This is a genomic window from Streptomyces sp. NPDC048417, from assembly GCF_040651615.1.
Taxonomy (GTDB): domain Bacteria; phylum Actinomycetota; class Actinomycetes; order Streptomycetales; family Streptomycetaceae; genus Streptomyces.
Genome location: NZ_JBEZKI010000011.1, coordinates 51294 through 64455, shown reverse-complemented (window position 1 = coordinate 64455; position 13162 = coordinate 51294). Strand labels below are relative to the sequence as shown.

Annotated in this window: 9 protein-coding genes; 5 read left to right on the top strand and 4 right to left on the bottom strand. The window is 69.2% G+C overall.

The window, feature by feature from the left end:
• Positions 1–181: 181 nt before the first annotated feature.
• Genes AB0D59_RS18755 through AB0D59_RS18740 form a run of 4 tightly spaced genes read right to left on the bottom strand, consistent with a single transcriptional unit; the run spans position 182 to position 4938 of the window.
• Positions 182–1813, bottom strand: a complete 1632-nt coding sequence (locus AB0D59_RS18755) for a family 43 glycosylhydrolase (protein WP_362566119.1) — start codon at positions 1811–1813, stop codon at positions 182–184.
• Positions 1810–2715 carry a carbohydrate ABC transporter permease gene (locus tag AB0D59_RS18750; RefSeq protein WP_362566116.1) on the bottom strand — a complete coding sequence of 302 codons (906 nt, stop codon included), beginning with the start codon at positions 2713–2715 and terminating at the stop codon, positions 1810–1812. Before AB0D59_RS18750 ends, AB0D59_RS18755 begins: the two co-directional genes overlap by 4 nt.
• Complete coding sequence (locus AB0D59_RS18745; RefSeq protein WP_351697339.1) at positions 2715–3599, bottom strand: sugar ABC transporter permease; 885 nt, start codon at positions 3597–3599, stop codon at positions 2715–2717. Before AB0D59_RS18745 ends, AB0D59_RS18750 begins: the two co-directional genes overlap by 1 nt.
• A gap of 10 nt (positions 3600–3609) precedes the next feature.
• Entirely contained in the window at positions 3610–4938 is a 1329-nt protein-coding gene (locus AB0D59_RS18740) for an extracellular solute-binding protein (RefSeq protein WP_362566114.1), read from the bottom strand.
• 332 nt (positions 4939–5270) lie between these two features.
• Between AB0D59_RS18740 and AB0D59_RS18735 the strand changes: the two genes are divergently transcribed.
• The 5 genes from AB0D59_RS18735 to AB0D59_RS18715 are packed head-to-tail and all read left to right on the top strand — an operon-like array spanning position 5271 to position 13136.
• Positions 5271–6620, top strand: coding sequence for an extracellular solute-binding protein (locus AB0D59_RS18735; RefSeq protein ID WP_362566112.1), 1350 nt, complete (start codon positions 5271–5273; stop codon positions 6618–6620).
• Complete coding sequence (locus tag AB0D59_RS18730; protein WP_362566110.1) at positions 6617–7615, top strand: sugar ABC transporter permease; 999 nt, start codon at positions 6617–6619, stop codon at positions 7613–7615. Before AB0D59_RS18735 ends, AB0D59_RS18730 begins: the two co-directional genes overlap by 4 nt.
• Complete coding sequence (locus AB0D59_RS18725) at positions 7612–8475, top strand: carbohydrate ABC transporter permease (protein ID WP_362566107.1); 864 nt, start codon at positions 7612–7614, stop codon at positions 8473–8475. The genes AB0D59_RS18730 and AB0D59_RS18725 overlap by 4 nt, the downstream gene beginning before the upstream one ends.
• A gap of 33 nt (positions 8476–8508) precedes the next feature.
• The gene (locus tag AB0D59_RS18720) at positions 8509–10035 is read left to right on the top strand and encodes a glycosyl hydrolase family 28 protein (RefSeq protein ID WP_362566105.1); all 1527 of its coding nucleotides are present in this window, start codon (positions 8509–8511) and stop codon (positions 10033–10035) included.
• The gene (locus AB0D59_RS18715) at positions 10032–13136 is read left to right on the top strand and encodes an alginate lyase family protein (protein WP_362566102.1); all 3105 of its coding nucleotides are present in this window, start codon (positions 10032–10034) and stop codon (positions 13134–13136) included. The genes AB0D59_RS18720 and AB0D59_RS18715 overlap by 4 nt, the downstream gene beginning before the upstream one ends.
• Positions 13137–13162 lie beyond the last annotated feature (26 nt).

The following is a 13162-nucleotide window of genomic DNA, read 5'->3' as shown; positions in this document are numbered from 1 at the left end:
GCCCGCCCTTGGGCCAACGAAGGTGACGAAAGTTGCGACCGACGTCGCTTCCGCGGTCTGTGTGCAAGCCGTGCAGTAAGCGCTTCCTACGATAGGTGCGCGCCAACACGGCGTGAAGACCTGGGAATTCGCGGGATCATCCGCGGCGGGGCTTTCGAAACTTCGAACAGGGGCGGTCGGGTCAGGCGGGTGTGCAGGTGAGTCGGAAATCGGTGAAGTCGGCGGTGAAGGAGGCGTCGACGAGGTCCACGGCGTGGATCGCGGCCGTGGCGCCGGTGAAACGGAGACGGGAGCCGTGGTCGTCGGAGAGGCGGGTGAAGTCGAGGGGTGGGCCGATGGGGGCGCGGGCGTCGCCGGTGAGGTGCCAGAACTGGGCGTCGGCGCCGTCGACGGTGACGCCGAGGGTGAGTGGGGTGGCCGCTTCGACTTCCTTTTCGGATACGCGGTGGGTTTCGTTCTCGTCCCGTGCGGTCAGGGCGAGGACCGTTCGGCCGGTGTGCCGCCACTGCTGACCGCGCTGGGTTTCGCCCTCTGGTTCCGACCAGGTGAGGTCCAGGGCGTAGTAGGCCGAGGTGTTGTACCAGAGGAGCAGGCCGGCGGACTGGGTGAAGGTGGACGGGGTCGCGTGGAGGGTGACCTGGGCTTCGGCGTGGTGCTCGGTGATGCGGTGGGCCAGGAGGTGGTGGGACCAGAGGGAGTCGGGGCCGTGGTGGCCGCGGAGGCGGTTGCCGTGGGGGATGGGCTGGAGCCAGGAGGGGTCTGCGGGGGAGCGGAGGGTGTACCGGGGTTGTTCGCCGGGTGCGGGTGGGTGGGGGCTGGTCGCGCCCACGCGGCGGTAGCCGCATGTCGAATACAGCCCCGCGCCCCTGACGGGGCGCTGTAGATCACGCACATCGACAAGGACCGCAGGCTTGTGATCCCCGTGCCGGAGTCTCGGCCAGCCCTCCGCGTCCCATGTCACCGCCTGGATCGCCGTCTCCCGGCCGAGAGGGCACTTCGGTCCTTGCGGTGTCTTCAGCGGGCGTGCTGTCAGGTGGCTCACGTACCACTCACCCTCCGGCGTCTCCACCAACTCCGCATGCCCCGCCTTCTGCAACGGCCAGTCAGGGTCGTCCCGTGCCGTCAGCAGTGGCCGTTCGTCCAGCTCGTACGGGCCGGTGAGATTCCTGCTGCGGGCCACCCGCACCCCGTGCTCGAACCCGGTCCCGCCCTCCGCCAGTACCAGCAGGTACCAGCCGTCCCGCTTCAGCAGCTTCGGGCCCTCGATCAACCGGTCGTGCTGGAGGAGGAGTTGGGTGGGAGCGACGGCAGTGAGCGTGTCCCGGTCCAGTTCCGTGGCGACGATGCCCGCGAAGCGTCGGCCGCCCGGGCGGTGGTCGTTCTGGAGGTTGAGGAGCCAGAGGCGGTCCGCCTCGTGGTGGAGCGCGGGGTCGAAGCCATGGCTCGGGACGCGGCGCGGGGGGCTCCAGGGGCCCGACACCTCCGTGGCCGTGCTGACGTACGTGTCCAGGTCGAAGTACGGGGTGCCGACCGAACGGACGATGGAGTACGCCACCCAGAAGTGTTCCCCGTCCCAGCTCAGCGAAGGGGCCCAGATGCCGCCCGAGTCGGGGACGCCGGCCAGGGAGTTGCCGGGGGCCGCGCCCTCGACATGGCCCGCGTACTCCCAGTGGGCCAGGTCGCGGGAGCGGTGGATCGGGATCGTCGGGAACCACTCGAAGGAACTGGTCGCCAGGTAGTACCAGTCGCTGGCCCGGACCAGGGACGGGTCGGGGGCGAAGCCGCGGATCACCGGGTTGTGGAGCACGGTCACTTGAGGGCCCCCAGGGTGACGCCGGTGCGCCAGTAGCGGCGCATCGCGATCATCATGACGGCCATCGGGACGATGGAGAGCAGGGCGCCGGTGAGGACCAGGCCGGTCAGGTCCACCCCGGATTCGAGCCGCTTGCCGGACCAGTTGTACAGGCCCAGGTTCAGGGTCCAGTTCTCCTCGCCGCGCAGCATGGTGAGGGGGAGGAAGAAGGCGTTCCAGGTGTTGACGAAGGCCAGGAGGAAGACCGTGGCCCCTCCTGTCGTCATCATGCGCAGGACGATCGAGAAGAAGATGCGCAGTTCGCCCGCTCCGTCGATGCGGGCGGCCTCCAGGAGTTCGAAGGGGACCGTCGCCTCCGTGTAGACCTTGGCGAGGTAGACGCTGAACGGGTTGATCAGGCAGGGGATCAGCATCGACCAGGGTGTGTCCACCAGGCCGATCTTCGAGAAGAGGAGGTAGAGGGGGAGGGTGAGCAGGGCGATGGGGACCAGGAAGGAGCCGACCACGCAGGCGAACACCAGGCCCCGGCCCGGGAACTGGAAGCGGGCCAGGCCGTAGCCCGTGGCGAGGGCGATGAGCGTGCCGCCGAGCGAGCCGACTCCCGCGTAGAGGAAGGAGTTGGCGGTCCAGCGCAGGAAGATGCCGTCCTCGTAGGTGAACAGCTGGTGCAGGTTGTCCCACAGGTGCCAGCCGGAGAACCAGAGGCCGTTGCTCTGGTAGAGGGCGGTGCGGTCCTTGGTCGCGGCGACCAGCAGCCACCAGACCGGGAAGAGGCTGTAGGTGCCGGCCAGGATCAGGCCGAGGAGGAGGAAGCGCTGGCCGCCCCGGGAGCGGGACGCCGGATCGGGTCTGGTCATGCGGCGGACCGGGTTCGTGCGGGTGCGCTCCTCGGTGAGTGCCATCAGTCGGCCTCCTTCGCGGTCAGCCGGTAGAAGAGGAAGGAGGCGACGCCGAGGATCAGGGCCAGCAGCACCGAGAGGGCGGCCGCGTAGTGGTAGTTGCCCGCGTTGAACGCCTGGTTGTAGATCACCATGATCGGCGTGAAGCTGTCGCTCACCGTCTGGGGCGTGACATTGCGGAACAGGGCCGGCTCGTTGAAGATCTGGAGCATCTGGATGATCGACAGCATGCCGGTGAGAACCAACGCCCCGCGTACGTAGGGGACTTTGATGCTGAGAGCGATGCGGCGCTCCGAGGCGCCGTCCAGCCGGGCCGCCTCGAAGAGTTCGCGGGGCACGCCTTGCAGCGCCGCGTAGATGATCACCATGTTGTAGCCGATGCCGTGCCAGGTCAGCAGGTTGCCGATGGACGGCCACACCATCGACGGCGCGAAGAAGTTCCAGGACAGTCCGAACGCCTTGCCCAGCGGGGTGAGCGGGCCGACGTCCGGGCTGTAGAGGTTGATCCAGACGATCGCCGCGACCACGCCGGGGATCATGTACGGCACCAGCAGCAGCACCCGGAAGCGCCCCGCCGTCCGGGACGCGAGCGCGTCCAGGAAGAGCGCGAGGAGCAGGCTGACCAGCAGCATCACCGGGATCTGCACGCAGGCGAACAGGAGCACGCGGAACACGGAGTCGAGGAACGCCGAATCCGTCAGACCCTGACGGTAGTTGGCCAGGCCGGAGAACTCGTCCGTGGTGCCGCCGAGGCCGAGGCCGGACGACCGCGAGCGGTACAGCGACTGGTGGACGGCGTACCCGATCGGGACCAGGTAGAGGAAGACGAAACCGAGTTGGAAGGGCAGGGTGAAGGCGGCGCCCTTCCAGCGCTGCGAACGGACCATCCGTGCCGCCTCAGCCCTTGACGCTGATGCCGCGGGACTTCAGGTCGCCCACCGTCCACTCCTGCATGTGGGCGAGGAGGTCGGTGACCTTCTGCCGCTTGCTGACCACCTTCGCCCAGCCGTTCTGCAACTCGGTGAACATGGCCGTCCAGTCGGGGCCGAAGGTCCAGTCGGTGGTGACGTCGGCCAGGCTGTCGGTGACGACCTTCTTCGCCGGGGCGTAGTTCGAGCCGAGCAGTTTCTGCGAGATCGCCTCGTCGACGTAGGCGCTGCTGTCGGCCAGCGCGGGCATCACACCGTTGCCGGTGGTCGGGCTGGCCATCGTCTTCACCGCGCCCGGATCGGTCGACATCCACAACGCGGCCTCGGCGGCCTGCTGTTGGTGTGCGCACTGCTCGGTGACGAGGGTGACGCTGCCGGTGAGGTTGGTGCCTGCCGGGGTCTTCGCGGCCTCGCCGGTGAAGGCGGGCCAGGGGGAGAGGGCCCATGTGCCGAAGGACTTGGTGAAGTTCTGCACCATGCCGGCCATCTGCCAGGTGGAGATCTGCCGGGTCGCGGTCCCGCCGTTGTCGTAGTTGCGCTGTACGGCCGCGTAGTCGGCGAACGACAGCTTGGAGTCGAGGTCGTTGTCGATGATCTGCTGGATCACGTCGGCGGCCTTCAGGGTGCCCGCGTCCTGGAAGTCGACCTTCCAGGAGTCGCCGTCGATCGCGTACCAGTGGGCGCCGGCCTGCATGGCGAGCACCTCGAGGGTGCTGGGGTCCTCGCCGGCATAGTTGGTGATCTTGATGCCGTGCTTCTTCAGCACCTTGCCGGCCGCGATGAACTCGTCCCAGGTGGTGGGGGCCTTGAGGCCGTACTTCTGGAAGATGTCGGTGCGGTAGACGGTGAAGTTCGGCGCGGAGCTGGTGGGGACGCCGTAGAGCTTGCCCTGCACCTGGGCGGCCGACCAGGAGCCCGGGTTGAACTTGCTCTCGGCGGAGTCGACGTACTTCGTGATGTCGGCGAGGGCGCCCTGGGCGACCCAGCTCGTCACGTACTCGGCGGTGTTCTGCACCAGGCAGGGCGCGTTGCCCGCCTTCACCGCGTTGGTGAGCTGCTTCTGCATGGTCAGCTGGTCGGTCACCTTCGTGTACTTCAGCTGGACGTCCTTGTGGGAGGCGTTGAACGCCTTCACCACGGCCTCCTGGCCGTTCGCCCAGCCCCAGAAGGGCAGCGTGACCGGGCCGGAGGCCGAGTCGGAGCCGCCGGAGCCGGAGCCCGATCCGCCGCAGGCGGAGAGCAGACCCGTCAGTGCGAGGCCCGCGATCGCGGCGCGGACCAACCTGGTGGAGTTCATCAGACCGTGTTCCTTCGGAGGTGGGCGCTCTCGGAGAGGAGGGCGGCGGCTCGGCAGTGCCTTAGAAACCGGTTTCCACGAGACGGTAGGACGGCCCGCCCGCTCCCAGCAAGGGGTATGAGCCGGAATCTTTCGATGTGCGGTCGACCGAACGGTCCATGAGCAGCAACCGGTGCACAAGGGCAACCGGTTGCCGCCGAACGGTTTTCGAAAGTTCGTCGCCCCCCTTGACGACGCTCTCGTACGGGTTGAAGCTCCCCTCACCGCTCATAGCAACCGGTTGCCAAACCGAGCCGACACTCCGTCACCTCCGCGAAGAGAGTGGGTAGTCCATGCAGACGCATGCCCGAGCCCCGGTCAGCAGGCGCCGTTTTCTCGCCCTGTCGGCGGCGGGTGCCGCGGCCGGTGCGGCATCGCTCGGCGGCTGTGCGCTCCAGGTGTCCACCGGGGCCGGCGGCTCGGGCGAGTCCGTCACCATGATGGTCAAGGCCGACGACATCACACCTGACCTGGTCAAGCAGGCCCAGACCGACACCGGCATCACCATCGAACGGGTCGACTACGACATCACCAAGCTGATCGCGATGCTCACCAGCGGCAACCCGCCGGACCTGGTGCGCGGCGTCGGAGCGACCGACGCCGCGTACTTCGCGGCCCGGGACGTGATGCAGGAGCTGGATCCGTACTTCGCCAAGAGCCGCGTCCTCGAGCCCGACGACCTCGACCCGGTCAACGACCTGTGGCGCTACGACGGCACGGTGCAGGGCAAGGGGCCCCGCTACGGCATGGCGAAGGACTTCTCCCAGGACTCCATGTTCTGGTTCGACACCGCCGCCTTCGACAAGAAGAACGTCACCTACCCGTCCGAGAGCGAGCCCGTCACCTTCGACGAGTGGCTGGACGACGCCCAGCGCCTCGCCCAGCGTTCGAAGGGCCAGACCACCGTCTTCGGCGGCAGCTACAACGGCCTGTACAAGCTCACCCTGATGGCGACGATGACAGCCGCCGCCGGCGGCCGTCTGTTCGACGACGACTTCTCCAGGGTCGACTTCACCACCCCCGAGGCCCGCAGGGCGCTGGCCTGGTACGTCGACTACTGCAAGCTCAAGGTGGGGCCCAGCCCGATCCTGCCCGACCCCAACGGCTGGGACGGGCCGACCTACCAGGCCGGTCGGCTCGCCATGTCGAACTCCGGCTACTGGATGGGCGGCATGATCGGCACGGACAAGAAGCTGGCACAGGTCTCCCGGCTCGCCCCCGCCCCCGTCTTCGCGGGCGGCCCGCGCATCAGCGCCTGCCAGGGCGGTACCGGACTGTGGATGCCACGGAAGGCGAAGAACAAGGACGCCGCGTGGCGGATCTTCGAGTGGTTCTTCGGCGAGGCACCGGCCAAGGCCCGCGCCTCCAGCGGCTGGGGCATCCCCACCCTGAAGTCCCTCCGGCCGCTGATGCCGGCCAAGGAGGAGTACCAGAAGCGGACCCTGAAGGCGCAGGAGAACGAGCTCCGGCACTTCTCGGTGGTCTCCCTCTCCCCGTACATCTCCCCAGACGCCTTCGAGGCACTCTTCAACCCGGCCGCCACGCCCGCGATGAACGGCCAGATGTCCGTCGACTCCCTCGCCGGACGTCTGAACTCGGTCATCAACCAGCAGCTCGAGCGCGGTAAGGAGCAGGTCGGATGACGGTCGATCAGATCTCCTCGGTCGCGGACCGGCCGGGTCCGGCCGCCCGCTCCGGGCGCGCCCGGGCGGCCGAGCGTCCGCGGACCTCGATGGCCGCGCGCAGGCACCGCGCGTTCTACATGTTCACCTCGCCGTGGATCATCGGGTTCGCGCTGCTGACCATCACGCCCATGGCGTACGCGCTGTGGCTGAGCTTCACCACGTACGACGGCATCTCACCGAACTGGCACTACGTCGGCCTCGGCAACTACCGCGAGCTGATGGGCGACACGGCCACCTGGAACGCGCTGGGCCGGGCGGGTCTGTTCGCGGCGCTGTCGGTGCCGCTGTCGATCGTCGCCGGGCTCGCGCTGGCCGTGCTGGTCAACCGGCCGGTCAAGGGGCGCGGACTGTTCCGTACCCTGCTCTATCTGCCGGCCGTGGTGCCGCCGGTGGGCGCGGGCATCGCGTTCAAGAACCTCTTCGACCAGAACTCCGGTGCCGCCAACGGCGTCCTGACCTTCTTCGGCTTCGACGCGATCGGCTGGCTGGCGGACCCCTACGCCCGCTACGTCCTCGTCATGACGGTCCTCTGGGCCGCCGGCAACATCATGATCATCTCGTTGGCGGGGCTCCAGGACGTGCCTCGCGAACTCCACGAGGCGGCCCGTATCGACGGCGCGAGCGCCTGGCGGACCTTCCGCAGCATCACCGTGCCGCTGCTGTCGCCGGTGCTGCTCTTCCAGACGGTGACCGGCGTGATCGCCTCGGTGCAGACCATCATGCCGATGCTGCTGGCCCCGCTGTCCACCACCGGTGGTCTCACCACGATCCCGCAGTCCAACTACACGTACATGATCCACGTGTTCTCCGAGTACTTCGCGCTCGGGCGCTACGGATACGCCTCCGCACTGCTGTGGGTGCTCTTCGTCCTGATCCTCATCGCGACCGGACTCATCTTCAGGTTCACGTCCGGAGTGGTGTTCTACAACGTCGACCCGGAGGCGAAGAAGTGACCGCCACCAGCCTGAACCCCAAGCCTGCGGCCCGGGTGCGGACACGCGGCGGCCGGCTCGTCCTCTACACGGTCCTGGTCGCCGTCACCGGACTGTTCCTCGGGCCGTTCGGCTGGCTCGTCCTCACCGGTCTGAAAGCCCCGTCCGAACTCGCCGCCGCCCCCGTCCACTGGCTGCCCGCCCACTTCGAGTGGCACAACTTCGCCGACGCCTACCGGCTCATCGACTTCCTCGGCTACGCCCGCAACTCCCTGATCATCGCGACGATCTACGCGACCCTCGTCACCCTCAGCTCCGCCTGGGTCGGCTTCGGCTTCGCCCGGCTGACCGCACCCGGCAAGAAGACCCTGTTCGGCATCCTCATCGGCTCGATGATGCTGCCCCAGATGATCACCCTGCTGCCGACCTACCTGATCTTCGCCAAGCTCGGCATGGTCGACACCTACTGGCCATGGGTGCTGTGGGGCCTGGCGTCCGCCCCCTACCTGGTCTTTCTCTTCCGGCAGTTCTTCGCGGGCCTGCCCCGCGAACTGGAGGAGGCCGCGATCGTCGACGGCTGCGGATACGGCGGGATGTTCTGGCGGATCTTCCTGCCGCAGTCCTGGCCGGTGCTCTCCGCGAGCTTCGTCATCGCCTTCACCTGGACCTGGGGCGACTACATCGCGCCGCAACTCCTGCTGTCCACCGACCGCTCCACCCTCGCCGTCGCGGTGATGACCACCTACGTCTCCTCGGCGGGCACCCCCATCACCAACCTCCAGGCCGCCGCCTCCGTCATGTACGTCGTCCCGATCCTGCTGGTCTTCCTCGTCGCCCAGCGCGGCTTCGTCGCCGGCCTGTCGACGTCCGGCCTCAAGTAGCCCGCACCGCCGACCTGTCGCAAGGAGTCAGAGATGAACACGCCCTTCTCTCGCCGTACCGCCCTGCAAGCGGCCGGAGTCACCGCGCTCGCCGCGGGACTGTCCGGCGGGCTGACAGCAGGCGCCGCCCACGCGGACGCCCGCGACCCCGCACGCAGGCTCGTCACCTACCCCCGCCCGTCCGCCGTACCGACCAACACCAGCTTCCAGGTGCGGGTGCGCACCGCCCCCGACGGCGACTGGCAGACGCTGGACATCTACCGCCCCCAGCTCGAGGAGATCAACCCGGCCACCGGTTCCGGCAAGGTCTACAACTCCTCGCTGGTCTACTTCGACTTCCGGGGCTCCGTCGAAGTCGAGGTGACCTACCTCAAGGGCGGCACCACCAAGGCCCGGGTGAGACCGGACTCGTACGGCATCACGCCCGAACTCCTCGGTGACACGCTGCGGTTCACCCTCGACGAGCCGAAGGACCTGGTCGTCCAGATCAACGACGAGGTCTTCGACTGCCTGCACCTGGTCACCAACCGGATCGAGCACCGCCCGCCGGCCGCCGACGACCCCGACGTCATCTACTTCGGCCCCGGGGTCCAGACCGTCACCGGCGGCGTCCTCACCGTCCCCAGCGGCAAGACCGTCTACCTCGCCGGCGGCGCCGTCCTCAAGGCGACCGTCTACTTCAAGGACGTCGAGAAGGCCGCCCTCAAGGGCCACGGCATGATCTGGGCGAGCTCCGGCCAGGGCGTGCTCTGCGAGGGCAGCAGGCACATCCGGGTCGAGGACGTCATCATCATGAACCCGGGCAACTACATCGCCACCCTCGGCGAAGCCAAGAACGTCCACATCGAGAAGGTCCGCGGCTTCAGCTCCCGCGGCAACGGCGACGGCATCGACATCTTCTCCTCCAGCGACGTCGTCCTCGACGGCTGCTTCCTGCGCAACTCCGACGACTGCGTCGCCATCTACGCCCATCGCTGGGACTACTACGGCGACACCCGGAACATCACCGTGCAGAACTGCTCCCTGTGGGCCGACGTCGCCCACCCGATCAACATCGGCACGCACGGCAACACCGACGCCCCGGAGACCATCGAGAACCTGGTCATCCGCAACATCGACATCCTCGACCACCGCGAACCCCAGATGAACTACCAGGGCTGCATCGCCCTCAACCCCGGCGACTCCAACCTCATCAGGAACGTCCGCATCGAGGACGTACGGATCGAGGACTTCCGCTGGGGCCAGGTCATCTACATGAAGGTCATGTACAACACGAAGTACAACACCTCGGTCGGCCGCGGCATCCAGGACGTCTACGTCAAGAACCTCACCTACACCGGCACCCACGCCGAACCGTCGCTCCTCCTCGGCTACGACGCCGACCACGCCATCACGAACGTCACCTTCGAGAACCTGGTGATCAACGGGGTCGTCATCGCCGACTCGATGAAGAAGCCGAGTTGGTACTACACCACCGACACCATCCAGTGGTTCTCCAACGAGCACGTGACGAACCTGAGGTTCCTCACCACCGCCGAGGCGGAGGCGGCCGCCCAGTGAGCCCGCTCAGCCGCCGCTCCCTGCTGAAGTCCTCCGGCGCCCTGCTGCTCGCCGCGGGCACGAACACGCTGTTCGTGCCCGCGGCCCGGGCGGCGGGCGGCCTTCCGGGCTTCGCCTTCACCCACCCCGGCATCCTGCACACGGCCGACGACCTGGCCCGCATGCGATCCGCGGTCGACAGCGGACAGCCGCCCGTGTACGACGGCTACCTCGCCCTCGCCGCCCACGCCCGCTCGCAGAGCACGTACACCGTGCAGAACACCGGCCAGATCACCTCCTGGGGCCGCGGCCCCGCCAACTTCCAGAACCAGGCTGTCGCCGACTCGGCCGCCGCCTACCAGAACGCCCTCCTGTGGGCAGTCACCGGCGACCGCGCGCACGCCGACAAGGCTCGCGACATCCTCAACGCCTGGTCGCAGTCGCTCACGATCGTCACCGGTGCCGACGGCCCGCTCGGCGCCGGCCTGCAGGGCTTCAAGTTCGCCAACGCGGCCGAACTCCTGCGCCACACCGGCTACGACGGCTGGACGGACGCCGACATCGCCCGCTGTGCGGCCTCCTTCCTCGACGTCTGGTACCCGGCCGTCTCCGGCTACATGCTCTACGCCAACGGCAACTGGGATCTGACGGCCCTTCAGACCATCCTCGCCATCGGCGTGTTCTGCGAGGAACGCACCCTCTTCGAGGACGCCCTGCGGTTCGCCGCGGCCGGCGCGGGCAACGGCAGCGTCCGCCACCGCATCGTCACCGACGCCGGCCAGGGCCAGGAGTCCGGACGCGACCAGGGCCACGAACAGCTCGCGGTGGGCCTGATGGGCGACGCGGCCCAGGTCGCCTGGAACCAGGGCGTCGACCTGTGGGGATACGACGACAACCGGATCCTCGCGGGCGCCGAGTACGCCGCCCGCTACAACCTCGGCGCAGACGTCCCCTTCATCCCGGACCTGGACCGCACCGGCAAGTACGTCAAGACGGCGGTCTCGGCGACCTCCCGGGGCACGCTGCCCCCGATCTACGAGATGTACTACGCCCACTACGCGGGGGTGCGCGGCCTCGCCGCCCCCCACACCGAGGCCGCCGTCTTCCGGGGCACCGGTGGCGCCCGGGTCGTCGAGGGCGGCAACGACGACCTGCCGAGCTGGGGCACCTTCGCCTACGCGGGCGCCGTGGCCCCCGCCCCGGCCGTGCCCACTGCGCCGGCGGGCCTCACGGCGGACGGCGACCAGCACGCGGTCACGGTGTCCTGGCTGCCGTCGGTGGGCGCGATGCGCTACGAGGTGCGGCGCGCCGAGCACCCCGACGGTCCCCATGAGCGGCTCGCCGAGGTCCGGTCGCCGTCGTACACCGACGGAGGGGTACACCCGGGACGGACGTACTACTACTCGGTTCTCGCCGCCAACTCCGATGGGAAGAGCGGGCCTTCGGCCGTGGCCTCGGCGACCGCCGGACTCCCGCGTCCCTGGCGGACCCGGGACCTGGGCGTCGTACGCATCCCCGGGTCGGCGCGCTTCGACGGTGAACGGTTCGTACTGGAGGCGAGCGGTACGGCGGACACCTACCGGCTCGCGCACCTCCCGCTGCACGGCGACGGCAGCGTCACCGCCCGGATCGTCTGGCCGCTCAGCTCGCAGTACGCCAAGATCGGCGTCACCCTCAGGGCCTCGCTCGACCCGTCCGGCGCTCATGCCTCGACGCTGATCCAGGGACTGCCCCTGCACACCTGGAGCGGGGTGTGGAGTGTGCGCCCGGCGGCCGGTGCCGGGATCTCCGCGACCGGGAGCACCCCGGTGCCGCCCAGCCAGCGGCAGGCCATCACCACCGGCGCCGGCTTCCCGATCTCCGACCTGGGCACGCTGCCCGAGTCGGCGACCCCGCTGGCGGCCCCGTACGTCGAGGGAGCGGGGGACGGCTATCGGCTGCGGGCGCCGTACTGGGTCCGGGTGACCCGGGAGGGGGACCGCTGTACCGGGGCGATCTCGGCGGACGGGGTGCGGTGGACCGAGATGGGGTCGACCGTGTGCGAGCTGCCGCGCACCGCGTACGCCGGGCTCGTCCTCACCTCCTGCCTGGGTGTCGACGAGGAGTACGCCGAGACCGGCACGGGCGCTTTCGACAACGTCAGCGTGGTCTCCAAGGCCGGCGGCACGGGATGGCGCGTGCCACGCCCGGTCCGCAGGGCCACCGATCTGCTCGCCGCCGTCGGCTCCGACGGGGTCGAGCTGACCTGGACCGACCCGGACCCGTCGGCCCGCTACACCGTGCTGCGGCGGGCCTCGGACGGCCCCTACCAGGTGCTGGCCCGGGACGCCGGCGCGGTCGGCTTCGGCACCCGTCTCCGGTACACGGACGGGAGCGGTGCGTCCGGGACGACGTACCACTACGCCGTCGCGAAGACCAACTGCGCGGGGCAGGGCCCGCGTTCGGCGTCCGTCAGCGCGGTGATGCCCGCCGTGACCGCCTCCGCCTCGCCGGCACATGCCGCCGCCCCGGCCCTGCCCGCCCCCTGGGCCGGCGGCGACCTCGGCGATGTCGTACTCGACCGGCGCGCCTACGGCACCCTCGGCGTCGTCGCCGTCCTCACCCCGGGCGACGCGGCCCACGCCGACGGCACCTTCACCGTGCGCGGCGCCGGGGTCGACCTCAACGTCAACTCGCAGGCCATGACCGGGCAGTTCGTACGACGGCAGGTCACCGGCGACTGCGAACTCACCGCCCGGCTCGTCTCCCGCTCCGGAGCCACCGCCGACCGGGTGGGCCTGCTGATGACCAAGTCGCTGTCGCCCTTCGACCAGGCGGCCGGCGTGATCGTCACCGGCGGGACCAGCGCCCAGCTGATGCTGCGCCCGACCGTCGCCGGAGCCTCCGCCTTCACCGGGACCACCGCCGTGCGACTGCCCCTGCTGCTGCGGCTGAAGCGCACCGGGACCGCCTTCGCCGCCGCCGTCTCCGCCGATGACGGCGTCACCTGGAGCCCGCTCGCCACGGGCGTGATCGCCGGCTTCGGCGACGCCCCCTACCACGTGGGCCTGGTGGTGTGCTCGCGCACTCCGTCGGCCCTCGGCACCGCGCAATTCGAAGAGGTGAGTGTCGCACTCACCTGAACTCCCCCCACCGAAGGAGAACCGTC